This window comes from Bradyrhizobium sp. HKCCYLRH3073, assembly GCF_051167995.1.
Classification (GTDB): domain Bacteria; phylum Pseudomonadota; class Alphaproteobacteria; order Rhizobiales; family Xanthobacteraceae; genus Bradyrhizobium.
Genome location: NZ_JBNPUD010000006.1, coordinates 21021 through 46901 on the forward strand (window position 1 = coordinate 21021; position 25881 = coordinate 46901).

Annotated in this window: 26 protein-coding genes; 20 read left to right on the forward strand and 6 right to left on the reverse strand. The window is 65.7% G+C overall.

Annotation, left to right across the window (positions count from 1 at the left end):
* The first annotated feature begins 69 nt into the window (after nt 1-69).
* Nucleotides 70-435 carry a copper resistance CopC family protein gene (locus ACQR1X_RS15815; protein WP_434899186.1) on the forward strand — a complete coding sequence of 122 codons (366 nt, stop codon included), beginning with the start codon at nt 70-72 and terminating at the stop codon, nt 433-435.
* A gap of 2 nt (nt 436-437) precedes the next feature.
* Nucleotides 438-2093 carry a copper resistance D family protein gene (locus tag ACQR1X_RS15820; RefSeq protein WP_434899187.1) on the forward strand — a complete coding sequence of 552 codons (1656 nt, stop codon included), beginning with the start codon at nt 438-440 and terminating at the stop codon, nt 2091-2093.
* Between the two features lie 6 nt (nt 2094-2099).
* Here the strand turns inward: ACQR1X_RS15820 and ACQR1X_RS15825 are convergent, their stop codons facing one another.
* Both ACQR1X_RS15825 and ACQR1X_RS15830 read right to left on the reverse strand, forming a co-directional pair.
* Nucleotides 2100-2606, reverse strand: coding sequence for a DUF3455 domain-containing protein (locus tag ACQR1X_RS15825; protein ID WP_316183068.1), 507 nt, complete (start codon nt 2604-2606; stop codon nt 2100-2102).
* A 99-nt stretch (nt 2607-2705) separates the two neighbouring features.
* A complete protein-coding gene (locus ACQR1X_RS15830) occupies nt 2706-3920 on the reverse strand; it encodes an NADP-dependent isocitrate dehydrogenase (RefSeq protein WP_316215922.1) in 1215 nt (404 codons plus the stop codon).
* A gap of 301 nt (nt 3921-4221) precedes the next feature.
* Between ACQR1X_RS15830 and ACQR1X_RS15835 the strand changes: the two genes are divergently transcribed.
* From ACQR1X_RS15835 to ACQR1X_RS15850, 4 genes are all read left to right on the forward strand, one after another.
* The gene (locus tag ACQR1X_RS15835; RefSeq protein ID WP_316238796.1) at nt 4222-5421 is read left to right on the forward strand and encodes a TrmJ/YjtD family RNA methyltransferase; all 1200 of its coding nucleotides are present in this window, start codon (nt 4222-4224) and stop codon (nt 5419-5421) included.
* 295 nt (nt 5422-5716) lie between these two features.
* A complete protein-coding gene (locus tag ACQR1X_RS15840) occupies nt 5717-6523 on the forward strand; it encodes a hypothetical protein (RefSeq protein ID WP_315801220.1) in 807 nt (268 codons plus the stop codon).
* 155 nt (nt 6524-6678) lie between these two features.
* Nucleotides 6679-7797, forward strand: coding sequence for a DUF2336 domain-containing protein (locus tag ACQR1X_RS15845; RefSeq protein ID WP_316183072.1), 1119 nt, complete (start codon nt 6679-6681; stop codon nt 7795-7797).
* A 30-nt stretch (nt 7798-7827) separates the two neighbouring features.
* Nucleotides 7828-8052 carry a hypothetical protein gene (locus ACQR1X_RS15850; protein ID WP_434899188.1) on the forward strand — a complete coding sequence of 75 codons (225 nt, stop codon included), beginning with the start codon at nt 7828-7830 and terminating at the stop codon, nt 8050-8052.
* Between the two features lie 30 nt (nt 8053-8082).
* Here ACQR1X_RS15850 and ACQR1X_RS15855 read toward each other — a convergent pair whose 3' ends face one another.
* Entirely contained in the window at nt 8083-8763 is a 681-nt protein-coding gene (locus ACQR1X_RS15855) for a TetR/AcrR family transcriptional regulator (protein WP_315801217.1), read from the reverse strand.
* Nucleotides 8764-9020: 257 nt separating this feature from the next.
* Here ACQR1X_RS15855 and ACQR1X_RS15860 point away from each other — a divergent pair, with 257 nt between their 5' ends.
* From ACQR1X_RS15860 to cynS, 7 genes are all read left to right on the forward strand, one after another.
* Entirely contained in the window at nt 9021-9563 is a 543-nt protein-coding gene (locus ACQR1X_RS15860; protein WP_315801216.1) for an OsmC family protein, read from the forward strand.
* A gap of 34 nt (nt 9564-9597) precedes the next feature.
* The gene (locus ACQR1X_RS15865) at nt 9598-10719 is read left to right on the forward strand and encodes an acyl-CoA dehydrogenase family protein (RefSeq protein ID WP_434899189.1); all 1122 of its coding nucleotides are present in this window, start codon (nt 9598-9600) and stop codon (nt 10717-10719) included.
* A 47-nt stretch (nt 10720-10766) separates the two neighbouring features.
* On the forward strand, nt 10767-11642 hold the full coding sequence (locus tag ACQR1X_RS15870) for a sulfurtransferase (protein WP_434880736.1): 876 nt from the start codon (nt 10767-10769) through the stop codon (nt 11640-11642).
* A gap of 96 nt (nt 11643-11738) precedes the next feature.
* Nucleotides 11739-13124, forward strand: a complete 1386-nt coding sequence (locus ACQR1X_RS15875) for a CmpA/NrtA family ABC transporter substrate-binding protein (protein WP_316183075.1) — start codon at nt 11739-11741, stop codon at nt 13122-13124.
* 178 nt (nt 13125-13302) lie between these two features.
* Nucleotides 13303-14142 (forward strand): nitrate ABC transporter permease, encoded by an 840-nt coding sequence (ntrB, locus tag ACQR1X_RS15880; RefSeq protein ID WP_316215927.1) that lies wholly within the window; start codon nt 13303-13305, stop codon nt 14140-14142.
* Between the two features lie 246 nt (nt 14143-14388).
* Nucleotides 14389-15294 (forward strand): ABC transporter ATP-binding protein, encoded by a 906-nt coding sequence (locus tag ACQR1X_RS15885; RefSeq protein ID WP_316183077.1) that lies wholly within the window; start codon nt 14389-14391, stop codon nt 15292-15294.
* A gap of 51 nt (nt 15295-15345) precedes the next feature.
* A complete protein-coding gene (gene cynS / locus ACQR1X_RS15890) occupies nt 15346-15834 on the forward strand; it encodes a cyanase (RefSeq protein WP_315779742.1) in 489 nt (162 codons plus the stop codon).
* Between the two features lie 67 nt (nt 15835-15901).
* Here cynS and ACQR1X_RS15895 read toward each other — a convergent pair whose 3' ends face one another.
* Nucleotides 15902-16225, reverse strand: coding sequence for a DUF1476 domain-containing protein (locus ACQR1X_RS15895; protein WP_316183078.1), 324 nt, complete (start codon nt 16223-16225; stop codon nt 15902-15904).
* Between the two features lie 310 nt (nt 16226-16535).
* Here ACQR1X_RS15895 and purC point away from each other — a divergent pair, with 310 nt between their 5' ends.
* The 6 genes from purC to ACQR1X_RS15925 all read left to right on the forward strand — a co-directional run bounded on the left by purC (nt 16536) and on the right by ACQR1X_RS15925 (nt 21122).
* A complete protein-coding gene (gene purC / locus ACQR1X_RS15900; protein WP_016843454.1) occupies nt 16536-17303 on the forward strand; it encodes a phosphoribosylaminoimidazolesuccinocarboxamide synthase in 768 nt (255 codons plus the stop codon).
* Nucleotides 17304-17316: 13 nt separating this feature from the next.
* Nucleotides 17317-17559 carry a phosphoribosylformylglycinamidine synthase subunit PurS gene (gene purS, locus ACQR1X_RS15905; protein ID WP_315801208.1) on the forward strand — a complete coding sequence of 81 codons (243 nt, stop codon included), beginning with the start codon at nt 17317-17319 and terminating at the stop codon, nt 17557-17559.
* A 17-nt stretch (nt 17560-17576) separates the two neighbouring features.
* Nucleotides 17577-17993 (forward strand): hypothetical protein, encoded by a 417-nt coding sequence (locus ACQR1X_RS15910; RefSeq protein WP_434899190.1) that lies wholly within the window; start codon nt 17577-17579, stop codon nt 17991-17993.
* A 9-nt stretch (nt 17994-18002) separates the two neighbouring features.
* The gene (gene purQ / locus ACQR1X_RS15915) at nt 18003-18704 is read left to right on the forward strand and encodes a phosphoribosylformylglycinamidine synthase subunit PurQ (RefSeq protein ID WP_315801206.1); all 702 of its coding nucleotides are present in this window, start codon (nt 18003-18005) and stop codon (nt 18702-18704) included.
* A gap of 196 nt (nt 18705-18900) precedes the next feature.
* The gene (locus tag ACQR1X_RS15920) at nt 18901-20148 is read left to right on the forward strand and encodes a DUF1236 domain-containing protein (protein WP_316216113.1); all 1248 of its coding nucleotides are present in this window, start codon (nt 18901-18903) and stop codon (nt 20146-20148) included.
* Nucleotides 20149-20384: 236 nt separating this feature from the next.
* A complete protein-coding gene (locus ACQR1X_RS15925) occupies nt 20385-21122 on the forward strand; it encodes a tetratricopeptide repeat protein (RefSeq protein WP_434885263.1) in 738 nt (245 codons plus the stop codon).
* A gap of 100 nt (nt 21123-21222) precedes the next feature.
* On the opposite strand, the gene ACQR1X_RS15930 is transcribed toward ACQR1X_RS15925, so the two are convergent.
* Nucleotides 21223-21705 carry a PaaI family thioesterase gene (locus ACQR1X_RS15930; RefSeq protein ID WP_315801205.1) on the reverse strand — a complete coding sequence of 161 codons (483 nt, stop codon included), beginning with the start codon at nt 21703-21705 and terminating at the stop codon, nt 21223-21225.
* 198 nt (nt 21706-21903) lie between these two features.
* Here ACQR1X_RS15930 and purL point away from each other — a divergent pair, with 198 nt between their 5' ends.
* Nucleotides 21904-24114 (forward strand): phosphoribosylformylglycinamidine synthase subunit PurL, encoded by a 2211-nt coding sequence (purL, locus tag ACQR1X_RS15935; protein WP_434899191.1) that lies wholly within the window; start codon nt 21904-21906, stop codon nt 24112-24114.
* A gap of 293 nt (nt 24115-24407) precedes the next feature.
* Here purL and ACQR1X_RS15940 read toward each other — a convergent pair whose 3' ends face one another.
* Complete coding sequence (locus ACQR1X_RS15940) at nt 24408-25604, reverse strand: acyltransferase family protein (RefSeq protein ID WP_316183080.1); 1197 nt, start codon at nt 25602-25604, stop codon at nt 24408-24410.
* Between the last annotated feature and the right edge of the window lie 277 nt (nt 25605-25881).

Here is a 25881-nt window from a genome sequence, read left to right on the forward strand (position 1 = left end):
GAACGGTAGAGTTTTGTTCGACCCGGTCCAGCCCGAACGTTCCCGCCGCAGCCTCCGCCCGCGCGTCCCATGTCGTCCGTCATCCGATTCCGTCACCTGCCGACCCTTGCCGCGCTGCTTCTGGCCGCCCCCGGCGCCGCCTCGGCCCATGCTATCATCGTCTCGTCGCAGCCCGCGGCGGGCGGGACCATCGAGAAGCAGCCGACACTGATCCGGCTGCGCTTCAACAGCCGCATCGATCACGCCCGCTCGCGGCTGAAGCTGCGCGCGCCCGACGGCGCCGAGCAGGCGCTCACGCCGGCCGCCGACGCGCCGGCCGACGAGATCGACGCCGAGGCCAGGGCGCTCAGCCCCGGCACCTGGCATCTGCAATGGCAGGTGCTCAGCGTCGATGGCCACATCACCCGTGGCGACATTCCTTTCAACGTGCGCTAGCCGTGGCGCTCTTCCTCGACATCTTCGGCTATCTCTCGGTGGTGCTGCGCGGCCTGACCCTGCTGGCACAATGCTTCACCGTGGGCGGCCTGGCGTTTCTGCTGTTGCTGCTTCGCCCGCTACAGCAAAGGCTGTCCGCCGACGCGATCGTCGTGGGGAAGCGCAGCCAGCGCTTCCTGCGCCGAAGCGCGTTCGGCTGGTTCGCGGTCGTGCTGGCCTCGCTCGCGGTCAACATGGCGGCGCTGATCGGGACGCTCGACCTGTCGCTCGGCGCGGCGGCGGGCGCCGACTTCGCGCGCTCCGGCATGGCCGTTGCCGCCTGCGCGCTCGGCATCGCGGCGCTCGCTCGGACCGGCAGGGCCGCCTGGCGCGTCGTGGCTCTGGCCGTGCTGGCTGGTGCCGCGCTGCTGCTGCAGCTCAACCTGACGCACGCGGCGAGCCGGCTCGAGGTGCGCTGGCCGCTGCTCGCCGCTGACTTCCTGCACATGCTCGGCGCCGGAATCTGGATCGGCGGCCTGCCGTACTTCCTGATGGCGCTGCACGGCTGCAAGGCGGATGACGATCAGCGCCTGATCGGACGGCGCTACTCGCTGATGTCGATGGTCTCGGTGGCGGCGATCGTGCTCGGCGGCATTGTGATGGCGATCGCCTATCTCGGCTCGTTCGCGGCGATCTACGGCACCGCCTATGGCGTGATGATGTCGGCCAAGGTCGCGATGCTGCTGATGCTGCTCGCGCTCGGCGCCGGCAACTTCTTCGCCGTCGAACGTTTGCGCCGCGGTGATCCCGCAGCACCGCTCTCGCGCATGAAGCGCTTCGTCGAGGTCGAGCTCGGCATCGGGCTGACGGCGCTCCTGACGGCGGGCTCGCTGACCTCGCTGCCGCCCGGCATCGATCTCAGCCAGGACCGGCTGAGCTTAAGCGAGATCGTCGAGCGCGCTGCGCCGCAATGGCCGCGGCTGACGAGCCCCTCGGTCGACCAGCTCACGATCTCGCAGCTGCAGGCGAGGATCGACGCCGCCGACGCGCAGCGCCTGACGGCGCCGCAAGCCTATGTGCCGGGCGAGGGCGTGATCCTGCCGCGCAGCGCCGCCGACATCGCCTGGTCGGAATACAACCACCATTGGGCCGGCATCTTCGTCGTGCTGATCGGCCTGCTCGCGCTGATCGAGCGCTTTGCCTGGGGCGGCTTCGCGCGGCACTGGCCGCTGTTGTTCCTGGTGATGGCGGCGTTCCTGTTCCTGCGCGCCGACGAGATGGCCTGGCCGCTCGGCCCGATCGGTTTCTGGGCCTCGTGGCGCGATCCGGAAGTAGCGCAGCACCGGCTGTTCGTGGTGCTGATCATCCTGTTCGGCCTGTTCGAATGGCGGGTGCGGCTGCGCGGGCAGCAGGCGGGGCGGGCGGCGCTGGTGTTTCCGCTGACGGTCGCCGCCGGCGGCGCGCTGCTGCTGACGCACTCGCACGCCATCGCCAACATCAAGGACCAGCTCCTGATCGAGATGAGCCACACGCCGCTGGCGCTGTGCGGCATCACCGCCGGCTGGGCGCGCTGGCTGGAGCTGCGCATGGACGGCCGCATCAGCCGCGTCGCCGCCTGGGTCTGGCCGGTGGCGTTCGTGCTGGTGGGATTGATCCTGCTGGATTATCGCGAAGCGTGAGGCGCCTTACTGCTTCCGCAGGAACACGTAGTCCGCGGAATAGGCGACGCTGCGGAGTTGCCCGGCGGCGTCGCAGGCGCCTGCCAGCTTGCCGCCGGCCGTGTTGATCCGCTGCACGGTGGTCACATCCGAGAGCACGCCCTTCGCGCCACGATGGGAGACGACCTCGAGCTTCAGCCAGGGGATGTCGTTGTCGGTGGCGCCGACCGCGGTGCCCTGCACGCGGCCGCCGACGATCGAGCCGTCCTGATGCTCCCAGCTCGGGCCGGCGTAGTGCCGGCCGACGGTCTTGCCGTCCTCGAACAGACTGGCGATCGGTTCGCGAAAGGTCCAGGCGAGCTTGCCGTCCTTGTCGGCCTTGCAGTCGTAGACCTGCGCGCCTTCGGCATGCAGCGTCAGCACGGCCTTTTCGCCGGCGGCGACCAGCGCGTCGGGAATCGTGGTCTCTGCGGCGTGGGAGGAGCCGATCTGGGCACCGAGCACCAGCAGAGCGAGCGATGAGGTCAAGCGCATGATCAGGTTCCTCGACGGCAGGAGTGAAACGAAAACGGGCCGCGCTGGCGGCGCGGCCCGTTGATAGGTGACGAAACCAGAAGGCGAAAGTGGGGAAACTTACGCCGCCATCGCCTTGGTCAGGTTCTCGGCGATCTTGTCGAGGAAGCCGGTGGTCGAGAGCCAGCGCTGGTCGGCGCCGACCAGCAGCGCGAGGTCCTTGGTCATGTAGCCGGACTCGACGGTGTCGACGCAGACCTTCTCCAGGGTCGAGGCGAACTTCGCCAGCTCGGCATTGTTGTCGAGCTTGGCGCGATGCGACAGGCCGCGGGTCCAGGCGAAGATCGAGGCGATCGAGTTGGTCGAGGTCTCCTTGCCCTTCTGGTGCTCGCGGAAGTGACGGGTCACCGTGCCGTGGGCGGCCTCAGCCTCGACGGTCTGGCCGTCCGGGGTCATCAGCACCGAGGTCATCAGGCCGAGCGAGCCGTAGCCCTGGGCCACCGTGTCGGACTGCACGTCGCCGTCATAGTTCTTGCAGGCCCAAACATAGCCGCCCGACCACTTCAGCGCCGCGGCGACCATGTCGTCGATCAGGCGGTGCTCATAGGTGATCTTCTTGGCCTCGAACTTGTCCTTGAACTCCTTGTCGTACACCTCCTGGAAGATGTCCTTGAAGCGGCCGTCATAGACCTTCAGGATGGTGTTCTTGGTCGACAGGTAGACCGAGTAGTTCTTGGCGAGGCCCATGTTGAGCGAGGCGCGGGCGAAGTCGTAGATCGACTCGTCGAGGTTGTACATCTCCATCGCGACGCCGGCGCCGGGCGCCCTGAAGACTTCCTTCTCGATCACGGTGCCGTCGTCGCCGACGAATTTCATCGTCAGCACGCCCTTGCCGGGGAACTTGAAGTCGGTGGCGCGGTACTGGTCGCCATAGGCGTGGCGGCCGATGATGATCGGCTTGGTCCAGCCGGGGACCAGGCGCGGCACGTTCTTGCAGATGATCGGCTCGCGGAACACGACGCCGCCGAGGATGTTGCGGATGGTGCCGTTCGGCGACTTCCACATCTCCTTGAGGCCGAACTCCTTCACGCGGGCTTCGTCGGGGGTGATGGTGGCGCACTTGACGCCGACGCCGACCTTCTTGATGGCGTTGGCGGCATCGATCGTGATCTGGTCGTTGGTCTTGTCGCGGCTCTCCATCCCCAGGTCGAAATACTGCAGATCGATGTCAAGGAACGGGTTGATCAGCTTGTCCTTGATGTACTGCCAGATGATCCGCGTCATCTCGTCGCCGTCGAGCTCGACGACCGGGTTGGTCACCTTGATTTTTGCCATGATCGATGGGGCCTTCTTGGGAACAGCGCGCCAGGAATGGAAAGCGCTTGTGAAATCAAGCGCGTCATAGCACTGCTGCACCGCGGGCGGAAGCGCACCCGGTATGCGTCCGGTGCTGATTTTCGCAGCCCGCTCATGCGCTGGGCAGCGGCGGCGAGGCGGCCGGCTGCGGTTTCGCGCAAACCGTAAAATTCTTGGCTAAGCCGATTATTTTGCTTGAGAATTCTCGCCAGCCGGGCCAACGGAGCGGGCAGGGCGCGCGGGCGCGCGCTTCAACCGGATCTGGAAGTCGAGGATTGACGTGTCGGGCACCGACAAAACGAAGGCGGGACTGGAGATCGCGGGCCCGGTGGTGATCCTGGTCGAGCCGCAGCTCGGCGAGAACATCGGCATGGCCGCGCGCGCCATGGGCAATTTTGCGTTGTCCGAGCTGCGACTGGTCAACCCGCGCGACGGCTGGCCGAACATCGCCGCCCAGCGGGCCGCCGCCGGGGCCGACCACATCATCGATCACGTCCGGCTGTTCGACACCCTGCCGGAGGCGATCGCCGACCTCGACCTGGTGTTTGCCACCACCGCCCGCGCCCACGACCAGGCCAAGCCGGTGATGGGCCCGGAGGCGGCCGCGCGGGAGATGCAGGGCCAGATTGCCGCCGGCGGCCGCGCCGGCATCCTGTTCGGCCGCGAGCGGGCGGGGCTGACCAACGAGGAGGTCGCCCGCGCCAACCGCATCATCACCTATCCGGTCAATCCGGGCTTCGCCTCGCTCAACCTCGCCCAGGCGGTGCTGCTGATGGGTTATGAGTGGTTCAAGCTGGTGACATCCGGCGCGCTGCCCTTCGCCATGCCCGAACGCTCGGAGCGCGCCAGCCAGGGGCAGATGGAGGCGTTCTTCGAGAACCTGGTGCGCGAGCTCGACCGGGTCGAATTCCTGCGCCCGCCGGAGAAGCGCGAGACCATGCTGGTCAATTTGCGCAACATCTTCTTCCGCATGGAGCCGTCGCGGCAGGACATCCACACCCTGCACGGCGTGGTCATGGCGATCGCCGAGGGGCGCAAGGGGCCGGCCAAGGGCGGCGTGCTCGACAGCGAGCAGGCGACGCGCCTGCGCGCGCTGATCGCCGAGCAGGGCACTGTCGCCAACCTGCCGGATTCGCGCGGCTCGCTGCGCGGGCTGGCGCGGCTGCTCCGCCGCAACCCGACCGACGCCGAGCGCGCGCTGTGGCACGCGCTGTCGCGCGACCGCCGCTTCGCCGGCCAGTTCAAGCGCCAGACCCCGGTCGGTCGCCACATCCCCGATTTCGTCTCCTTCATCCACCGTCTGGCCATCGAGCTCGTCGGCCCCGACGAGAGCGAGGGCGTCGTCGCCGACCGCAGCGCACGGCGGGCGTGGCTGGAAAGTCGCGACTATCGCGTCACCGAGGTGAAGGCCGCGGATGTCGAGGCGAATCTGGAAGCCGAGCTGGTGCGGCTGCAGGCGCTGATCGGCGCAGCCAAGTAGTCGCCGACGGTCGCATCGCGTGCCGCGTGGCGGCTATCAATGGCTTCGCGCATCCGTCCATCGCGCGCAATTGCCGATTGAGTTGTCGCGCGGCTCACACGGCCCTGGCAATTCATCCGCGCCCCGGCGGGCCTCGAGTCTGCGATCCCGTTTACACCGGCTGAACGATGATTTGCGAACGCAATTCCAGATTGTGGTTCGTCCGATCGGTTCTGGTTAGATCGCAGCACAAAGAGCAAGACCTAAGGGGGCATTCATGGCTACGCGACGATGGCGCTCGTTTTTGAGTTGTGCGTTGATCACCGGTTCGATCTTCGGCTTGTCGGCGAGCGCCGAGGCGGCGGCACCGAAGCGGTGTACGACCGCGGCCGATCTCGGCGCCGACGAGCGCATCGCCGGCTGCACTGTCGTGATCGAGCACGGCAAGCCGGCGACGCCGCAGGTGATCGAAGCCCGTTTCGCACGCGCCGGCGCCTATTTCCGCAAGGGAGATGTCGAGCATGCGATCGACGACTACAAGATCGTCATCGAGCAGTCCTCGGCCGGTCTTCTTGCCGCATTCGATCGCGCCGGCCCCGATCTGCGCGAGAGCGAGCCGCAGCCGGGGTCGGGTTTCGGGCGGGCGTTCGGTCGCAATGGCTACCGCGCGCAAGCCTATCGCGCGCTGGGGATCGCAAGCTTCCAGGCGGGTCTCCTGGAGCAGTCGCAGGACGACTTCCGATGGCTCAGCGAGATCGATCCCAACAATGCCGATGCGGCCTTGTGGCTGGACCTGGCGCGCCGCCGTGCCGGGCTCGCGAGCGAGCTTGCCGACCACGCCAAGCGGCTCGACATGGGCAAATGGCCGGCGCCGATCGTCCGCCTGTTTCTCGGCCAGGAAACGCCAGAGGCCGTGCTTGCGGCGGCGGACCGCGGTGCTCCCGCCACGCGCCAGGCACGGCGCTGCGAGGCGAGCTTCTTCGCCGGCGAGTTGATGCTCCACCAGGGTCGCGAGGGCGACGCCATGCAGCTGATCGACCGGGCTCTCGCCGAGTGCCGGTGGACGTCGCGCGAACGGTCGGTCGCCGAGGCCGAGGCGCGCGCGCTCCACGTCATGCCGTAGACAGCATGCGCGTGCGCGCATGCTTAACGCGCACGCGCGCATTTGAGTGAAAATGCCCGGTCAAATCCGCACGCGGCGGGTTACGGAACGCTCGGGTTCGAACGGTATGATCTGCGCATTGCCCTTCCATTGTTGCAGCGGTGCGGCCTTTCATCATGAACGAAACCAGATCGGTGTTGCGGGACCTCGAGGATGCGATCGCGCGGGGGACCGCCGACAGCCGGGAGCGCGCGCTGTGGCATGCGACCGACCTGCTGATCGCGGGACGGTATTGCGAGGAGGAGATCGCCACCTTCGGCGAGGTCATCGGCCGGCTGGCTGACGAGATCGAGGTCGAAGCGCGCGCCAAACTCGCCGATCGCCTCGCCAGGATCGAATATTCACCGGCCAGCGTCATCCGCAAGCTCGCCTTCGACGACGAGATCTGGGTCGCCGGCCCGGTGCTGCGCGAATCCGAGCGGCTCGATGACGCCACGCTGGTCGAGAACGCCAGCACCAAGAGCCAGGACCATCTGCTCGCGATCGCCGAACGCCGAACGCTGAGCCCGGCGGTGACCGATGTGCTGGCGACGCGCGGCAACCGCGCCGTCGCCACGGCGGTGGCGCGCAACCAGGGCGCCCAGTTCTCCGGCGCCGGATTCCTTCACATGGTCAAGCGCGCCGAGAACGACTCGATCCTCGCCGAGCATCTCGGCCGCCGGCTCGACATCCCGCGCCATCTGTTCCAGCAGCTCATCGCCAAGGCCTCGGACGATGTCGGCAAGCGGCTGGCCGGCGAGCGCCCTGAACTGCTCGGTGAAATCAACAGCTCGGTCGCCAACATCGCCGGCGACCTGCAGTCGAAGTTCGGGCCCGGCTCGCGCAACTACTTCGTTGCCAAGCGCACCGTGACGATCCAGCACCGCCTCGGCAATCTGCACGAGAGCACCATCGCCAGCTATGCGACGGCGCACAAGGTCGAGGAGGTGACGATCGGCCTCGCGCTGCTGTCGGGACTGCCGGTCGACGTCGTCGAGCGCGCCTTGTTCGACCGTAACCGAGAGATGCTGCTGATGCTCGCCAAGGCGCTCGGCTTCACCTGGGATACGATGATGGCGCTCGCCTTCCTCGGCGCCCGCGAACATCGCATCACGGCCGGTGAATTGCAGGAGCTGGAGCGTGACTATGCCAAGCTCCAGTCGCAGACGTCGCGCAGCGTGCTCGAATTCTATCAGTCCCGCAAGAATCCGGGCAAAGGCGGCAAGGCGTCCACGCCGCGCGCGGCGGCGTATTGAACCTGCAGCGACGGACGGAGGTGATCGCGGATGAACGGCACGGAACTCCCTCTTCGCAGAGAGCAGCGGATCGGCCATCGCGAGACGCCTGCGGACCGCGCGGCGGCCGATGCGGCCTGGCATGTACTCGAAGCGGCCAACGAGCTCGGTGATGAGGCTGCGGTCGCGGCCTGCCGCCGCGTCATCGATGCCAGCCTCAACGGCGCGTGCGCAGACCGGACCGACCTGAAGCTGGTGACGGAGTATTTCCGCTAATCCAGACGCTCGGTCGCGGAGCAGGGCGGCTCACGCCGTCGCGAGCTGCGGGTTCGCCTTGCTGTTGCGCTGTGCCGCCTTCAGCTTCGCCGGCTCGATCAGCGCCTTCGCGGCCAGGCCGGCCGTGTCCGCGACCTCGGGATTGCGTGACACCATGGCCGCCACGATCGCGCCGTCGATCAGCAATGCGAGCTGATGCGAGAAGCTCTCCGGCTCGGCGGCGCCCATCTCGCGGGCGAGCCTCTCGATATGCGCCAGCACCACCTTCTTGTGGCGCATCGCGATGGTGCGAAACTGCTTCTGATCCTTGTCGTGCTCGCCGACCGCATTGATGAAGGGGCAGCCGTAGAAGCGCTCTTCGCCGAACCAGCTCTTCAGCGCCGGAAAGATGCGTGCCAGCTTGGTCTCGGCGTCACCGCCGCCGCTCTCCATTTCCGCGATGAACCATTCGCGCCACTGTTTGCCTTCGCTTTCGAGCACGGCGGTGACCAGCGCGGTCTTCGAGCCGAACAGCTTGTAGAGCGTGGTCTTCGCGGTGCCGGCCTCGCTGATGATCGCATCGATGCCGGTGGCATTGATGCCGTTCTTGCAGAACAGCCGCGTGGCGGCGCCGAGCAGACGGCCGCGCGCGGATTCGTCATCGCCGGCCGCGATCGTCCTCGCGATCGCCTGCTTCTTGCCGGTTTGTTTGCCCGCAACTGACTTTGCCATGCCTGCAAGCTTAATCGCTGTGCGCGTGAGTCAGCAAGACCGCTGACGTGCGCGAGGCAGCGTTGCGCGCAATTTGGTCTCCGAGGGCGGCATTCTGCACCGCGCTTGGGCAACGGAGGGGACGCAGCGGGTCGCCGCTTGCCGCGATGATCGCGTAAGCCGCGAGGATCACTCCGGCTTTTGATTTTCGGCCTCTCTGGCACGCTTCGTGCAGGATACAGACCGTTCGGTATCCTCATCCCAGGGAGAGAAATGAGATGACCGCTGTGGTTCAGAAGACGGCGCTGACGGGCTGCCTCGCGCCCATCGACAGAGGTGGGCTCGAGCAGCTCATCGTCAACGGCAAGGCCAACCCCAAGGTCATCAAGACCCTGAAGTGCAAGACCGTCGCCGAGGGCAAGTTCCGCCACGCCAACTACATCCGCAACCTCGCGCCCTACATCGTCGACGAGCCGCCGGGGCTGCTCGGTGACGACACCGCGCCCAACCCGTCGGAAGCCTCGCTCGCCGCGCTCGGCTCGTGCCTGGCCGTCGGCCTGCACGCCAATGCGGTGCATCGCGGCTGGATCGTCAACAAGCTCGAGCTGGAGCTCGAGGGCGATCTCAACATCACCGCAGTCTGGGGCACCGGCGACGTCAGCGAGAAGCCGGTCGGCTTCACCGACGTCCGCGTCAAGGTCGACATGGAGTGCGAGGGCATTCCGCAGGAGGAGGTCAAGGCGCTGATCGATCACGTCAAGAAGTGGTCGCCGGTCGCCAACACGTTTACCCGCCCCGTCAATCTCGAAGTCGGAATCTGATCGGCCCGGGGGCCTGCGAGTAGCGGAGGACGTCATGGGTTCACTCGGACAGCATCTGGCAGTCGACAGCGCGGGCGTGATGCCCGTGCCGTCGACCGTGGAGCAGGTCACGGCGATCGCGCGCAAGGAGCTCGCGCCGCTGGCCTCTGGCATCGACGCCGGGACGGTGTACCCGGCCGACGTGCTCCGCCGCTTCGGCGAGGTCGGCGCGTGGAGCAGCCACGTGCCGGACAATGGCGCGGCGGATCTCAACTGCGCGATCGACGCCATCGGCGCGATCGGCGAGGTCTGCGGCGCCTCTGCCTTCATGGCGTGGTGCCAGAACACGCTGGTCTGGTACATCGCCAACTCGCCCAACAAGGCGCTCGTCGACCGTCTGCTCGACGACGCCGCGAGCGGCCGGTTGCTCGGTGGCACCGGCTTGTCGAACCCGATGAAGAGCTTCTTCGGCATCGAGAAGCTCAAGCTGAAGGGCCGCAAGGTCGAGGGCGGCTACGTCGTGCGCGGCGTGCTGCCCTGGGTCTCGAACCTCGGACCGGACCACATGTTCGGCACCATCTTCGAGCGAGAGGACGCGCCGGGCGAGATCGTGATGTTCATCGCCGACTGTTCCGATCCGGCGGTGACCCTGCAGCCATGCCAGCCGTTCCTGGCGATGGATGGCACCGGCACCTATGGCATCCAGTTTCGCGACCTGTTCGTGCCGGACGAGCTGATCCTGGCCGATCCCGCCGGTCCTTTCGTCAAGAAGATCCGCGCCGGATTCATCCTGCTGCAGGCCGGCATGGCGCTCGGCCTGATCAAGGACTGCATCAAGATCATGCAGGAGGTCGAGGCGCCGCTCGGTCACGTCAACCGCTATCTGCCGCAGCAGCCGGTCGATTTCAGCGCGCTCGCCGATGAGCTCGCAAAGGAAACTTCGGAGCTCGCCAGCGATCCGTTCAACACCGACGAGACCTATTGGCGCAAGGTCGTCGCGCTGCGCCTGCGGGCCGGCGAGGCCAGCGTCGCTGCGGCTCATGCCGCGATGCTCCATTGCGGAGCCCGCGGCTACCTCAAGGGCAATCGCGCCGAACGTCGCCTGCGCGAGGCCTATTTCGTCGCGATCGTGACCCCCGCGACCAAGCAGCTCCGCAAGATGCTCGCCGACGGCTGACGCCGGCGAGAACGGCAACCAACAAATCCTACCAGGAGAGGCCTGCCATGACGGACGTTCTGATTACTGCCGGTGAACTCGCCGAGTTCATCAAGACCGAGCCGTGTGTCGTGATCGACACCCGCAATCCCGATGCCTATGCCGCGGGACATCTTCCCGGCGCGGTCAACGTCCACGAGATCTTCACCTATCTCGCGACCTCCACGCCGGAAGGCATCACGGAGCTGAAGACGAAGTTTGCCGATGCGTTCGGCGCCGCCGGCCTGTCGGGTGCGGAGACCGCCGTGGTCTACGAGCAGTCGATGAACTCCGGCTTCGGCCAGTCGTGCCGCGGCTATTTCCTGCTCACGATGCTCGGCTATCCCAAGATCAAGGTGCTGCATGGCGGCTACGACGCCTGGGTCGCCGCCGGCATGCCCGTGACGACCGACGTGCCGTCGCCGGCGAAGGCATCGTTCAGCATCGTTCCGGAGGCGGGGAGCATCCTGATCGACGCCAAGGCGATGCTGGCCGCCGTCGGCAATCCCGCGATCGCGATCCTCGACGTCCGCGATGTCGACGAATGGATCGGCGATTCCTCCTCGCCCTACGGCAAGGATTTCTGTCCGCGCAAGGGCCGCATCCCCGGTGCCGTCTGGCTCGAATGGTACCGCATGATGAAGCCGACCGGAGAGGGGCCGCGCTTCAAGTCGAAGGACGAGATCCTCGCCGAATGCGCCACCGTCGGCATCACCGTCGACACGCCGGTGTATCTCTACTGCTTCAAGGGCGCGCGGGCCTCGAACACCTTCCTGGCGCTGAAGAACGCCGGCGTGAAGGATGTGCGGATGTACTTCGGCTCGTGGAACGAGTGGTCGCGCGATCCGTCGCTGCCGATCGAGGAAGGTCTTCCGATGCCGGCGATGACCAGCAAGGCGGCATAGAAGCTGCATGTTGAGCACGTCCGGCCGCTGAAAAACGCGGCCGGATGAGCAGTTCGAAGGCGCTGATAGCGCAGGTGTGACAAAGGGGCGCAGCACATGTCGATTTTCGATGATCCGTTCGATGCCGATTCACGCGTGAATGCCGGTTGTATCTGCGGCCAGCATCGCAGCCCGGCCGAACATGAGCACGCCATGCTGGCGCTGCGCTGCGAGCCCGTGGCGGAGTCCACCGAGAAGCGCTACGAGAACGTGGTCGCGTCCGCCGTGCTGCGCGCGGTGTTTCCGCAAGCTGCCACCCGCCGCGCGTTCCTGAAGTCGGTCGGCGCCGCCACCGCGCTCGCTGCCGTCTCGCAATTCTTTCCGCTGAAGACGGCGACTGAAGCTTTCGCCGAAGCGGGCGCGCCGGAGAAGAAGGATCTCAAGGTCGGCTTCATCCCGATCACCTGCGCCACGCCGATCATCATGGCAGCGCCGCTCGGCTTCTATGCTAAGGCCGGGCTGAACGTCGAGGTCGTCAAGACCGCCGGCTGGGCCGTGATCCGCGACAAGACCATCAACAAGGAATACGACGCCTCGCACATGCTGGCGCCGATGCCGATCGCGATCTCGCTCGGCCTCGGTGCACAGCCGATCCCGTTCACCGTGCCCGCGATCGAGAACATCAACGGGCAGGGCATCGTGCTGGCGATGAAGCACAAGGACAAGCGTGACCCGAAGGACTGGAAGGGCATGAAGTTCGCCATTCCGTTCGACTATTCGATGCACAATTATCTGCTGCGTTACTATCTCGCCGAGCACGGCATCGATCCCGACACCGACGTGCAGCTGCGCTCGGTGCCGCCGCCGGAGATGGTCGCGAACCTGCGCGCCGACAACATCGACGGTTTTCTCGCGCCTGACAACATCTGCCAGCGGGCGATCTTCGACGGCGTCGGCTTCCTGCACGTGCTGTCGAAGGAGATCTGGGACGGTCACCCCTGCTGCAGCTTCGCGGCGAGCCGCGAGTTCATCACGACGGCGCCGAACAGCTTCGCGGCGCTCACCCGCGCCATCGTCGATGCCACCGCGTACGCGTCGAAGGCCGAGAACCGCAAGCAGATCGCGGAGGCGATCGCTCCGGCGAATTATATCAATGCGCCGGTGACCGTCATGGAGCAGGTCTTGACCGGCACCTACGCCGATGGCCTCGGCGGCGTGAAGACCGATCCGAAACGTGTCGATTTCGATCCGTTCCCGTGGCAGTCCTTCGCGGTGTGGATGCTGACGCAGATGAAGCGCTGGGGGCAGATCAAGGGCGACGTCGACTACAAGGCGGTCGCCGAGCAGATCTATCTCGCCACCGACACCCGCAAGGTCATGATCGACATGGGCCTGACGCCGCCGAAGGACTCCTACAAATCGTTCTCGGTGATGGGCAAGCCGTTCGATCCGACCAAGCCGGACGACTACGTTGCCAGCTTCAAGATCAAGAAGGCGTCGTGATGGGAGCGATGGGCACGCTGCCGGCCACACCACCGGTGTCGTCCTCGCGAACGCGGGGACCCATACGCCGTAACCTGGCTTGTGGCAGGAGCAGTAGCGACAATCTTATCCATCCATTGATTTCGGTGGTTATGGGTCCCTGCGTTCGCAGGGATGACGCCGGTGGTGGAGCGACGGCATGACCGCCTCACTTCGTCTGCGCGCCGCCGTCGTCTCAATCGTGCTGCTCGCCGTCTTCCTCGGCGCCTGGCACATCGCCACGCGCAGCACCGGCACGGCTGCCAACATGAGCCCGGAATACGCCAAGCTGATGGGCATGACCGCGACGCAAGGCAAGTCGGCGATGCCCGGGCCGCTCGATGTCGGCGCCAAGCTGTGGGAGCATCTCCGGCGGCCGTTCTACGACAATGGCCCGAACGACAAGGGGCTCGGCATCCAGCTCGCCTTCTCGCTGGGGCGGGTCATGCTCGGCTACCTGATCGCGGTCGCGGTCGCGATCCCGCTCGGCTTCCTGATCGGCATGTCGCCCTTGATGAGCAAGGCGCTCGATCCGTTCATCCAGATTCTCAAGCCCATCTCGCCGCTCGCCTGGATGCCGCTGGCGCTCTACACGATCAAGGATTCCAGCCTGTCGGCGATCTTCGTGATCTTCATCTGCTCGGTCTGGCCGATGCTGATCAACACCGCCTTCGGCGTCGCCAGCGTGCGCAAGGAGTGGATCAACGTCGCGCGCACACTTGAAGTCGGGAATTTCCGCCGCGCCTTCACGGTCATCCTGCCGGCTGCGGCGCCGACGATCCTCACCGGCATGCGGATCTCGATCGGCATCGCCTGGCTCGTCATCGTCGCCGCCGAGATGCTCGTCGGCGGCACCGGCATCGGCTACTTCGTCTGGAACGAGTGGAACAACCTCTCGATCACCAACGTGATCATTGCGATCCTGATGATCGGTCTGGTCGGCATGATGCTCGATCAGATCCTGGCCCGTGTCGCGCGGCTTGTGACGTTTCCGGAGTAGGGGGATGACGGTCGTGATCCCAAGCAGAGCGGCCGTCTTACCTCTCCCCGCTTGCGGGGAGAGGTCGGATTGCATCGTAGATGCAATCCGGGTGAGGGGGTACAGGTCCATCCACGGACACTCCCGGCGCGTGTGCCCCGAATCATCTCTTTCCATAGGCACCTTTCGTGCGGCTGCCCCTCACCCCAACCCTCTCCCCGTGAAGAACGGGGAGAGGGAGCGCACCGTCCTCGCGGAGTCTGCTCGATGACCTCAGACAAGTTCATCTCCATCGAGGGCATCGCCAAGCGCTACGACGGGGCGCGGAGCACGACGATCTTCGAGAACCTGTGGCTCGCGATGGCGCGCGGCGAGTTCGTCTGCGTGATCGGGCATTCCGGCTGCGGCAAGACCACGGTGCTGAATGTTCTTGCCGGCCTCGACGCACCGAGCGAAGGCGCCGTCATCGTCGACGGCCAGGCCATCGAAGGCCCGAGCCTCGACCGCGCGGTTATCTTCCAGAGTCATGCGTTGCTGCCATGGCGGACGGTGCTCGGCAATGTCACCTATGCGGTCTCCTCGAAATGGCGCAAATGGGATCGCGCCAAGGTCAAGGCGCATGCGCTGAAATATATCGAGCTGGTCGGGCTTGCCGGCTCCGAGCACAAGCGTCCCTCGGAGCTGTCCGGCGGCATGAAGCAGCGCGTCGGCATCGCGCGGGCGCTGTCGATCACGCCGAAGATCATGCTGATGGACGAGCCGTTCTCCGCGCTCGATGCGCTGACGCGCGGCACCCTGCAGGACGAGGTCCGCCGCATCTGCGTCGAGACCGGGCAGACCGTGTTCATGATCACCCACGACGTGGACGAAGCGATCTATCTCGCCGACAAGATCGTGCTGATGACCAACGGTCCCGGCGCGGTGCTGGCGGAGATCGTCGAGAACCCGCTGCCGAAGGACCGGCTGCGCGGCGACCTGCATCGTCATCCGCTGTACTACGCGCTACGCAACCACATCATCGATTTCCTGGTCAGCCGCAGCAGGACCTTCACCGCGGAGGTGCCGGATCACGATCCGCGCAAGGTGCCGGTGGTGAAGATCGGGCGCACCGAGCCGGCGATCGTTGCGTCCAAACCGGTCGAGAGCGATACGCCGCTGGCGGTCGCCCGCTGACGGCCAGCCGGAACAAACCCATCAACGAAGACCCATCAAGGGAGACCAAGCATGAAGCGATCCGACCTCACCGAGAAGCTGCTCGACATCAAGCGCGAGAAGGGCTGGAGCTGGAAGTACATCTGCGAGACGATCGGTGGCTATTCCGAGGTGCTGATCGTCGGCGCCATTCTCGGCCAGATGAAGCTGACCAAGCCGCAGGCCGCCAATGCGGGCGAGCTGTTCGGCCTGTCGAAGTCCGAGATCGCGATGCTGAACGAGACGCCGATGCGCGGCGAGGGCGTGCAGATGCCGCCGACCGATCCCCTGATCTATCGCTTCTACGAGCTGGTGATGATCAACGGGCCGGCCTGGAAGGAGCTGATCCAGGAGGAGTTCGGCGACGGCATCATGTCGGCGATCGATTTCGACATGGTGATGGAGCGCCTGCCCAATGCCAAGGGCGACCGCGTCAAGATCACGATGTCGGGCAAGTTCCTGCCGTACAAATATTACGGCGCCAGCGGCAACGTGCCGGAGTACGGTTTCAAGGAAGAATAGGCGAATAGGGAGTGGCGAATAGGGATCTTCTTGCCCTATTCGCTACTCGCCATTCGCAACTCGCCCGTTATTGTCCCGCCTTGACCTGCGCCACGGCGGTCGACAGCAGCTCGCTCATCTTCGCGCGCACGTCCGCCTCGGTGACGGCGGCGCCCTTGGCGTTGAGGTCTCCCAGCACCTTGCGCAGCACGTCGGCATCGCCCGCTTCCTCGAAATCGGCCGCGACGACCTCCTTGGCGTAGGCGTCGGCGTCAGCGCCGGACTTGCCGAGCTTTTCGGCGGCCCACAGGCCGAGCAGCTTGTTGCGGCGGGCTTCTGCCTTGAACTTCAATTCCTCGTCATGGGCGAATTGCTTCTCGAAGGCGTCCTCGCGCTTGTCGAACGTGGTCATGGTCGGAACTTCCAGTGTTGCCGAAGAGGGTTAACCGCGCAGGCGGTTGCGGGGCGGTGGCCGCACGCCTAAATAATTGGAACATCTTGCCAATACAACGGGTACGAGGCCGCAGGGAAGGGCGGTAAAACTCCGCCCCCGAGGTCTGGATCGATTGTGCTCGGGACACCAATGAGATAGGTTTCCCACAGGCCCGGTTCCTGTTCTGTTTCCGTCCGTCCGGGCCCTCGCGGCAGCTCCGTCGTGGTCCTGTCCAAAGTCATCCGGAGCCCACCATTTCATGGATTTCAACAAAACACGGTACATCCCAATGAGCCGTCGGCGTCGCATTTATGAAGGCAAGGCCAAGGTCCTGTACGAAGGCCCCGAGCCGGGCACCCTGATCCAGCACTTCAAGGACGACGCCACCGCCTTCAATGCCAAGAAGCATCAGGTGATCGAAGGCAAGGGCGTCCTCAACAACCGGATCTCGGAGTACCTGTTTCAGCACCTCAACGACATCGGGGTCCCGACTCACTTCATCCGCCGGCTCAACATGCGCGAGCAGTTGATTCGCGAGGTCGAGATCGTCCCGCTCGAGGTCGTCGTGCGCAACGTGGCGGCGGGCTCGCTGTCGCAGCGCCTGGGCATCGAGGAAGGCACCCAGCTGCCGCGTTCGATCATCGAATTCTATTACAAGAACGACCAGCTCAACGACCCCATGGTGTCGGAGGAGCACATCACCGCGTTCGGCTGGGCGACCCCCCAGGAGATCGACGACATCATGGCGCTGGCCATCCGCGTCAACGACTTCTTGACCGGCCTTTTCCTCGGCATCGGCATTCGTCTGGTCGACTTCAAGATGGAGTGCGGCCGGCTGTTCGAGAACGAGATGATGCGGATCATCGTCGCCGACGAGATTTCCCCCGATTCCTGCCGGCTGTGGGACATCAAGTCGAACGAGAAGCTCGACAAGGACCGCTTCCGTCGTGATCTTGGCGGCCTTCTGGAGGCCTATACCGAGGTCGCCAAGCGGCTCGGCATCCTCATCGAGAACGAGCGTCCGGCGGGCTCCGGCCCGGTCCTGGTCAAGAGCTAAAAGGGATAAAGACGTGAAAGCGCGTGTCACGGTGACGCTGAAATCCGGCATCCTCGATCCGCAGGGCAAGGCGATCGAGGGCGCCCTCAAATCGCTCGGCGTCAACGGCGTCGCGTCCGTGCGCCAGGGCAAGGTGTTCGACATCGAGCTCGCCGGCGCAGACAAGGCCCAGGCGGAGGCGGCCCTGAAGGCCGCCGCTGACAAGCTGCTCGCCAACACGGTGATCGAGAATTACCGGGTGGAGCTGCTGGGGTAGGGCGCTGAGGGGGAGACATGATCCGCCGAAACGAAGTCAGACTGGGCGTCGCGGCAGTTGGTCTCCTTCTATCGGTATCGATGGCGAGCGCAGCGGCTCCGGTCACTATGGACGGATGGCGCTACACCGCTGGACCGAACGGCCTGCATGTCTTCGTATGCGCACGTGTCGACTGTGTGCCTGGGTCTCGGCTTGTTTGCCAAAGCAAGCCGCCCCATTCGGCGCTGCTTCCGGGCATCTTGCGCAAGTGGGATGAGATGGCCGCTGAGCTCTCGGGCGAGCCGCCCGAGGTGCGAACGACGAGCCACAGACTCTCCGGTATCGTCAACAGCGCTACATCACAATACGTTTTGATCAGTTCGTCGAACGACGAATACGCCAGCCGAGCCAATCTCGCGCGATTCGAGAAGGCTCTGCAGGAAGCCAGCAAATAGGTCGCAAGCATGAAATCCGCCATCCTCGTCTTCCCCGGCATCAATCGCGAGCGCGACATGGCGCGCGCGCTGCGCATGATCTCCGGCCATGAGCCGGCGATGGTCTGGCACGCCGAGACGTCGCTGCCGAAGGGCACCGATCTCGTCGTCGTCCCCGGCGGCTTCTCCTATGGCGATTACTTACGCTGTGGCGCGATCGCGGCGCGGGCGCCGGTCATGGACGCGGTGCGCGATCACGCCGCCAAGGGCGGCCTCGTGCTCGGCGTCTGCAACGGCTTCCAGATCCTGTGCGAGTCCGGCCTGCTGCCGGGCGTGCTGATGCGCAACGATAAGCTGAAATTCATCTGCAAGGACGTGCATCTGCGGGTCGAGCGCTCGGATTCTCCGTTCACCCGCGGCTACAATGCGGGACAGGTCATCCGCGTGCCCGTCGCTCACGGCGAGGGCAATTATGCGGCCGACGAGGAGACCTTGAAGCGGCTCAATGGCGATGGGCGCGTGCTCTATCGTTACTGCTCGGCCGATGGCGAGGTTGGCGACCTCAGCAACATCAACGGCGCTGCGCATTCGATCGCCGGCATCGTCAACGAGAACGGGAATGTGCTCGGCATGATGCCGCATCCCGAGAATCACGTCGAAGACATCATGGGCTGCACCGACGGCCGTGGCCTGTTTGCCGGCCTCGTCGCCCATCTCGACCGCGCGGCCTGACGCCGTTCATCGAAATCGTTCCGTAGTTTTTTCTCGCGCCGTCCGGCAACGCCGGGCGGCTGTTTGCGTTGTCCGCCCGATTCCACGGGACAGGAACCAAGGAGGTTCTGTTATGACGACGAAACATTGGCTGGGAACGGCCGCGATCATTCTGGCGATCGGCACGGCATCAGGTGCCGCATCGGCGCAGTCCGAGATGAAGCGCGAGGGTGGCGCCGCTGCCCCGACCGCACGCGAAGCGATCCGGCCCGGCAGCGAGGCCAAGAGCGCTGGCGCGGCCGTGGAACACGGCGCGTCGGAGGCGAAGCAGAGCGCGCAGGGTCGCAGCGAGCCGTCATCGGCCGCGCGCGAGCAGGCTCAGGAGCGCTCGGCGCACGATGCGAAGCAGAGCGCGGAGCAGAGCAAGGGCGAGCGCGGGCCGGACTCGGCACAGCGCGAGCGCGACGCCAAGGACAGCGCCGAGAGCAAGTCGCAGGCCGACAGCAAGCAGGCCGACAAGCAGTCTGACAGCAAGAGCAAGGCTGAGTCGAAGCAACAGCAGGGACGCGCCGACGAGCCGCGCAAGGGCGAGGATCGCGCCGCCGAAACCAAGTCGGGCGCCACGGATCGCAAGTCCGACCGCGAGGCCGAGCGCAGCGGCAGCGACAAGAGCCGGCAAAGCCAGGACGAGCGCAAGGCCGGCACGTCGGACCAGGCGGCCGACAAGCAGACCGGCCGCAGCAAGCAGGCCAATCAGCCGGGCGCAACGGACAGCAAGAGCACGACCGCGCAGCAGAACCAGCAGACCGGTCCGGCCGGTGCCGCTGCGGGCAAGCCGGACGCGACCGGGCAGGCCAGCAACCAGACCCAGACCAACAACACCCGCTCCAGCACGCAGGTTTCGGTCAACGAGCAACAGAAGACCCGCGTGGTCGACCAGCTCAAGCGTGATCACGACTTCGACCGTGCCCGCACCGACATCGACATCCGCATCAACGTCGGCGAGCGCCTGCCCGAGCGCGTGCGGCCGCGTCCGCTGCCGTCGGACATCGTCACCATCGTTCCGGAATATCGCGGCTACGAGTACACCGTCGTGCATGACGAGATCGCCATCGTCGATCCGCGCAGCCGCGAGATCGTCGATGTCATCCCCCAGGACGGCATGCGCGCCGATCGCGGCTATGAGCGCGGCGGCTACGGCGTGAGCTCGACCCGCATCGTGCTGTCCGACGATCAGCGCCAGATCCTGCGCCGCGCCGCGACCGAGACCGGCACCGTCGGATCGACGACATCGTCATCGACCTCGTCCGGAACGAGCTGCCTGAGCCTGCGCCGGGTGCCCGATGAGCTCGCGCGCAGCAATCCGGAGCTCGCCAACTACCAGTATCTGGCGATTGGCGAGCAGGTCGTGCTGGTCGACCCGCGCGATCAGAAGGTGGTGCAGGTCATCGACCAGCAGCAATAGCGGCGTGGCGATACGACGGCGGCTCGAGGGCGGGGGCGCGACGCGCTTCCGCCCTTCTTCGCGACAGGATCGCCTTCCGTACGGCCATCGAACGAGCCTTGCTCCGCTGCTCGAACCGGCCGTTGTCCTCATGCGTCAAACCGGCATCGTCAATTGAGCTGGCTCGGACGGGATTGTCGGCCGCGCGCGGCCACGCTATCAACGTTGGCGTGTAGGGATTGGCCGTGGGGACCGCCGTGCCGGTTGCACTCGTCATTATACTTCTTCAGATATCGCTGATCTATCATGCGTCGCGGACCGGGCGGATGCAGCCCTGGGCGTTCATCATCTTGTTGGTCCCCTTGATCGGCGCGCTCGCCTACATCGTCGTCGAGCTGGTGCCGGAATGGCTGGGCAGCCACGACGTCCAGAAGGCGCGCAAGCGCGTCGCCAACAAGCTGGACCCTGAGAAATACTATCGTGAGTTGTCGGATCGCGTCGCCGTGACGGATACGATTGCCAACCGCGCCGCGCTCGCCGAGGAATGCGTCGCCGTCGGTCGCTATGACGAGGCCGAGCAGCATTACGATCACATCCTGAGCCTGCCGATGGGCCACGAGCCGCTGTTCGCGCTCGGCAAGGCCAAGGCGCAGTTCGCGCGCCGCCGCCCCGCGGATGCGCTGGCGACGCTAGACGAGCTGCAGAAGGCCTGGCCGGACTACAATTCGGCCGAGGCGCATCTGCTTTATGCACGGGCTTTGCAGGAAGCTGGCCGCACCGATGAGGCCATCGAGGAGTACCAGGCGCTGCTGGACTATGCGCCGGGCAGTGAGGCGAAGGTCCGCTACGGCAGCTTGCTCAAGCTGGTCGGCCGGATCGATGAAGCCAAGGTCGTGTTCACCGAACTGCTGATCCAGATGAAGCGCGCGCCGCGCCATGTGCGCAAGGCGCAGGCCGAGTGGATTTCGATCGCCGAGAAGCAGCTGGCGGGGTGAGGCCGTAGCCTGGATGAGCGCAGCGACATCCGGGTTCACCGAGGGAGCGCGTGAGATCCCGGATATCGCTGCGCTCATCCGGGCTACAAATCAAATCAGGCTACGGCGAGTTCGCTGCCTCCGGCGTCCGCCGCTTGACGCGCTTGATGGTCCCTGAGAACGAGAACAGCGGCTTGGTGCCGGAATGCAGCATGCCGCGCAGGAAGATCAGCGACGCGCCGGCGCGGGTGACCTCGCCGGTGGCCTCGATCAATTCACCCTCGCGCGCGGCGTCGAGGAATTCGGACGAAAACGAGACCGTGACGCCCGGGCCCTGCATGATCGGCGCGGCGAAGGCGAACAGGCAGTAATCCGCGAAGGTCATCAGGCAGCCGCCATGGACGTTGCCGCCGCCGTTCAAATGCTTCTTCTCGACCCGGAAGGCGCAGCGGATCGAACCGTCGTCCTCCATCCGGTGCCAGAACGGTCCGGTATGGGATTCGTAGCTGTCGCGCATCCAGGTGCGCCAGCCGGCGAACTCGCCGTCGGTCGCGATATGGATGCCGGGGCGGTTCTCGAAGGCGGAACGGGTCAGATCGTGCACGTGCAAGGGCCTTTAACTGTTGATTTACCGTCTTAAATCCGATTGGCCGCCAATCTGCAAATATCCCGCTTGGCGGGTCCGGGCCAAAGCTCTGGACAGGGCGGAATAGGGCCGTAAAAGGCCTTTTCCGCTTCTGCCTCTGTATCTATGAAGCAGGGTTTAAGGGACCAGCGGCCCACGGGGCAAAGGCATTTCTCCATGCGCAATGAACCGCAGATCACCCCCGAGCTCGTCGCCGCCCACGGCCTGAAGCCCGACGAATATGAGCGCATCCTGAAGCTGATCGGGCGGGTCCCGACCTTCACCGAGCTCGGCATCTTCTCGGCGATGTGGAACGAGCACTGTTCGTACAAATCGTCCCGCATCCATCTCAAGGGCCTGCCGACCAAGGCGCCCTGGGTGATCCAGGGCCCCGGCGAGAACGCCGGCGTGATCGACATCGGCGACGGCCAGGCGGTCGTGTTCAAGATGGAGAGCCACAACCATCCGAGCTACATCGAGCCGTACCAGGGTGCCACGACAGGCGTCGGCGGCATCCTGCGCGACGTGTTCACCATGGGCGCACGCCCGATCGCCTGCCTGAACGCGCTGTCGTTCGGCGCGCCGGAGCATCCGAAGACGCGGCATCTGGTGTCCGGGGTGGTGGCCGGCATCGGCGGCTATGGCAACTCGTTTGGCGTTCCGACGGTCGGCGGCCAGACCCGCTTCCACACCCGCTATGACGGCAACATCCTGGTCAACGCGATGGCGGTCGGCCTCGCCGACGCCGACAAGATCTTCTATGCGGCCGCCTCCGGCGTGAACATGCCGATCGTCTATCTCGGCTCCAAGACCGGCCGCGACGGCATCCACGGCGCCTCGATGGCCTCGGCCGAATTCGACGACTCCTCGGAGGAGAAGCGCCCGACGGTGCAGGTCGGGGATCCCTTCGCCGAGAAGCTGCTGCTCGAAGCGTGCCTCGAGATCATGGCCGCCGACTGCGTGATCGCGATCCAGGACATGGGCGCGGCCGGGCTGACCTGCTCGGCGGTCGAGATGGGCGCCAAGGGCGACCTCGGCGTCGATCTCGATCTCGATGCCGTGCCGACCCGCGAGATCGGCATGAGCGCCTACGAGATGATGCTCTCCGAGAGTCAGGAACGCATGCTCATGGTGCTGAAGCCCGAGAAGGAGAAGGAGGCGGAAGCGATCTTCCGCAAGTGGGGGCTCGATTTCGCGGTGGTCGGCTACACCACGCCGAGCAAGCGGTTCGTGGTGAAGCATGGCGGCGACGTCATGGCCGACCTGCCGATCAAGGAGCTCGGCGACGAGGCGCCGCTGTATGATCGCCCGCACGTGGCCTCATCGGCGCTGCCGGTGATCCACGCCCGCGAGGTCAAGCCGCCCCTGGCCATCATCCCGGCGTTGGAGAAGCTCGTCGCAACGCCCGATCTGTGCTCCAAGCGTTGGATCTGGGAGCAGTACGACCATGTGATCCTCGGCAACACCGTGCAGCGCCCGGGCGGCGATGCCGCCGTGGTGCGCGTGCAGGACGGGCCGAAGGGGCTGGCGCTCACCGTCGACGTCACGCCGCGCTATTGCGAGGCCGACCCGTTCGAGGGGGGCAAGCAGGCCGTCGCCGAAGCCTGGCGCAACATCACCGCGGTCGGTGGCCGGCCGCTTGCGATCACCGACAATCTCAATTTCGGCAACCCGGAACGGCCCGAGATCATGGGCCAGTTCGTCGGCTGCCTGAAGGGCATTTCGGAGGCCTGTCGCGCGCTCGACTTCCCCGTCGTCTCCGGGAACGTCTCGCTCTACAACGAGACCAACGGCCGCGCGATCCTGCCGACGCCCTCGATCGGCGGCGTCGGCCTGCTCGATGATTTCACCAAGTCGGCGAGCATCGCCTTCAAGGCCGAGGGCGAGGCGATCCTGCTGATCGGCGAGACCCATGGCTGGCTCGGCCAGTCGGTCTACCTGCGCGACGTCTGCGGCCGCGAGGAGGGCGCTCCGCCGCCGGTCGACCTGGCCGCGGAGAAGCGCATCGGCGATGTCGTCCGCGGCATGATCCATGCGGGCACGGCCACCGCGGCCCACGACCTCTCCGACGGCGGACTTCTGGTTGCGTTGGCCGAGATGGCGATGGCCTCCGGCATCGGCGCGCGGCTGCTGGCCGCGCCTGCCTCGATCGTGCCGCATGCCTATTGGTTCGGCGAGGACCAGGCGCGCTATCTCGTGACGGTGCCGGAGACCGAGGCTGGCCGCGTGCTCGCCAAGATGCGCGGCGCCGGCGTGCCGTGCACGCGCATCGGCACGACAGGCGGCACTGCGCTGGCGATCGCCGGCGAGGCCTCGGTGGAAGTGGATACGCTGAAGAGCCGGTTCGAGAGCTGGCTACCAGAATATATGGGCGGGGCGGCTGCCTGACACACCGTTGTCGTCCCGGACAAGCCACGGCGGCGCACCGCGCCGACGTGGCGCCGATCCGGGACCCACTCGGTGTACGGAGTAGTCGGCGGGACTGGTCGTTGACCTGCGCCAACAACAAGATCTTGCGGTTATGGGTCCCTGCGTTCGCAGAACGACAGCGGAGTCCGTTGTCAGCGCGGTGCCTTTCCACGCGCTCATTGCGAGCGCAGCGACGCAATCCAGAGCTCCGGCGGGAGGTTGGATTGCGTCGTCGCTGCGCTCCTCGCAATGACGGAGGAGGCAGGACCGTCCTACAACACGTTCTTCGCCCCCGGAATCTGCCTGAGCACCCAGGTCGCGCCCCAGCTCAGCAGCATGCTGCCGACAAAGGCGATCGTCGCCTTGGCGATGGCGGGCAGGCCGAAGTCGAACAGCCAGTACTGGATCCACAGCACGATCGGATAGTGCACCAGGAACATGCCATAGGCGTCGGCCTGCATGCGATCGAGCACGGAGAATTCCGAGCGGCGGTTGTTGAGGAAATAGGACAGGATCGCAAACAGGATCGCGGCGCTGAAGATGACGAACAGGAAGCCATAGGCTGCCTCGTACCATTGCGGCAACACGGGGGGATTGCCCAGCACCTGGCGCTTGATCGTGATGAGCACCCAGAGCAGCGCATAGGGCACCAGCGTAACCACGATCCAGGCCCCGAGTCCGCGCTGCGACATCTGCCCTTCTGCGGCCAGCAGGCCACGTTCGACATTGGCCGAGCCGATGCCAGCCCCGACGTAGAAATAGGCGGCGTAGAGCAGGACGCGGCTGGCCTGCACCGAGAGCGGTCCGGCTTCAAACCAGAACGTCGGGCCGAAATAGAGCCGGGACGGGATGTAGAGTCCGCCCGTGATCAGCAGGAAGGCAAAGAAGAAGTCGCGCGGATGCTCGAAGGCGCGCTGCGACAGCCGATTGATCGGATCCAGCAGGCGTGGCGAGACGCGGTACAAAAGGGCTGCCGAGGTGTCGAACGCCAGCAGCACCCAGATGAACCAGATCGGCCCGCTCGGCCATGGACCGACCGTGACCGTCTTCCACCAGAAGGCAGCGAAGGTGGCGTCCGGATTGGCGCGCAGCTCGATCGCGTAATAGGCAAGCGGAATGACGGTCAGGGCTGCGATGGCGAACGGCAGGCCAAGGCGCAATAGCCGGTCACGCAGGAACTGCAGCGTCGACTTGTGAGCAAGGCCCGACCACACGAACAGGCCCGACAGAAAGAAGAACATGGCCATGAAGAAGCTGTCGGTGGCCAGCACGATGGCATCGAAGCCGAGGAAGAACGTCGGATCGGTGTGCCCGAAATAGGTATACGGAATCACGGCGTGGTGGAGCAGCACCACCAGCGTCAGGAATGTCCGGGCGTGATCGAGCGCGGCGTTGCGCGCCCGGGCGCGCGGGCGGGCCTGAAGCTCGATCTTCGCGGCCGCCGCCGATTGTGTAACCGATATGACCATACGCCCCCCGGCGTCGCTGCTGCCCGGCCCGTGCAGCGGATGGGACGTTCGCATCCCCCTCGCCGCGGGGCGTCATGCAAACGTCGTCCAAGGCTGCGCGAGCCGGAATGAGTGGATGAGCTCGTGTGACCTATGGCACCGTCATTCGCTGGAGTCGCCCGCAAGCGGGCGAATGACGGCGCCGGACTACCAGATGTCGTCTTTGGTGCTGCAAATCAGCAAGTGCCGCGGTCCGCAAGCCGGTTTCTCACACATGCCGATTTCCGCTCCCGATATC

Coding starts and splice junctions, on each gene's coding strand:
- ACQR1X_RS15815 (WP_434899186.1), top strand. CDS start 70: ATGTCGTCCGTCATCCGATTCCGTCACCTGCCGACCCTTGCCGCGCTG.
- ACQR1X_RS15825 (WP_316183068.1), bottom strand. CDS start 2,606: ATGCGCTTGACCTCATCGCTCGCTCTGCTGGTGCTCGGTGCCCAGATC.
- ACQR1X_RS15830 (WP_316215922.1), bottom strand. CDS start 3,920: ATGGCAAAAATCAAGGTGACCAACCCGGTCGTCGAGCTCGACGGCGAC.
- ACQR1X_RS15845 (WP_316183072.1), top strand. CDS start 6,679: ATGAACGAAACCAGATCGGTGTTGCGGGACCTCGAGGATGCGATCGCG.
- ACQR1X_RS15850 (WP_434899188.1), top strand. CDS start 7,828: ATGAACGGCACGGAACTCCCTCTTCGCAGAGAGCAGCGGATCGGCCAT.
- ACQR1X_RS15855 (WP_315801217.1), bottom strand. CDS start 8,763: ATGGCAAAGTCAGTTGCGGGCAAACAAACCGGCAAGAAGCAGGCGATC.
- ACQR1X_RS15860 (WP_315801216.1), top strand. CDS start 9,021: ATGACCGCTGTGGTTCAGAAGACGGCGCTGACGGGCTGCCTCGCGCCC.
- ACQR1X_RS15865 (WP_434899189.1), top strand. CDS start 9,598: ATGGGTTCACTCGGACAGCATCTGGCAGTCGACAGCGCGGGCGTGATG.
- ACQR1X_RS15870 (WP_434880736.1), top strand. CDS start 10,767: ATGACGGACGTTCTGATTACTGCCGGTGAACTCGCCGAGTTCATCAAG.
- ACQR1X_RS15875 (WP_316183075.1), top strand. CDS start 11,739: ATGTCGATTTTCGATGATCCGTTCGATGCCGATTCACGCGTGAATGCC.
- ntrB (WP_316215927.1), top strand. CDS start 13,303: ATGACCGCCTCACTTCGTCTGCGCGCCGCCGTCGTCTCAATCGTGCTG.
- ACQR1X_RS15885 (WP_316183077.1), top strand. CDS start 14,389: ATGACCTCAGACAAGTTCATCTCCATCGAGGGCATCGCCAAGCGCTAC.
- cynS (WP_315779742.1), top strand. CDS start 15,346: ATGAAGCGATCCGACCTCACCGAGAAGCTGCTCGACATCAAGCGCGAG.
- ACQR1X_RS15895 (WP_316183078.1), bottom strand. CDS start 16,225: ATGACCACGTTCGACAAGCGCGAGGACGCCTTCGAGAAGCAATTCGCC.
- purC (WP_016843454.1), top strand. CDS start 16,536: ATGAGCCGTCGGCGTCGCATTTATGAAGGCAAGGCCAAGGTCCTGTAC.
- ACQR1X_RS15910 (WP_434899190.1), top strand. CDS start 17,577: ATGATCCGCCGAAACGAAGTCAGACTGGGCGTCGCGGCAGTTGGTCTC.
- purQ (WP_315801206.1), top strand. CDS start 18,003: ATGAAATCCGCCATCCTCGTCTTCCCCGGCATCAATCGCGAGCGCGAC.
- ACQR1X_RS15920 (WP_316216113.1), top strand. CDS start 18,901: ATGAAGCGCGAGGGTGGCGCCGCTGCCCCGACCGCACGCGAAGCGATC.
- purL (WP_434899191.1), top strand. CDS start 21,904: ATGCGCAATGAACCGCAGATCACCCCCGAGCTCGTCGCCGCCCACGGC.
- ACQR1X_RS15940 (WP_316183080.1), bottom strand. CDS start 25,604: ATGGTCATATCGGTTACACAATCGGCGGCGGCCGCGAAGATCGAGCTT.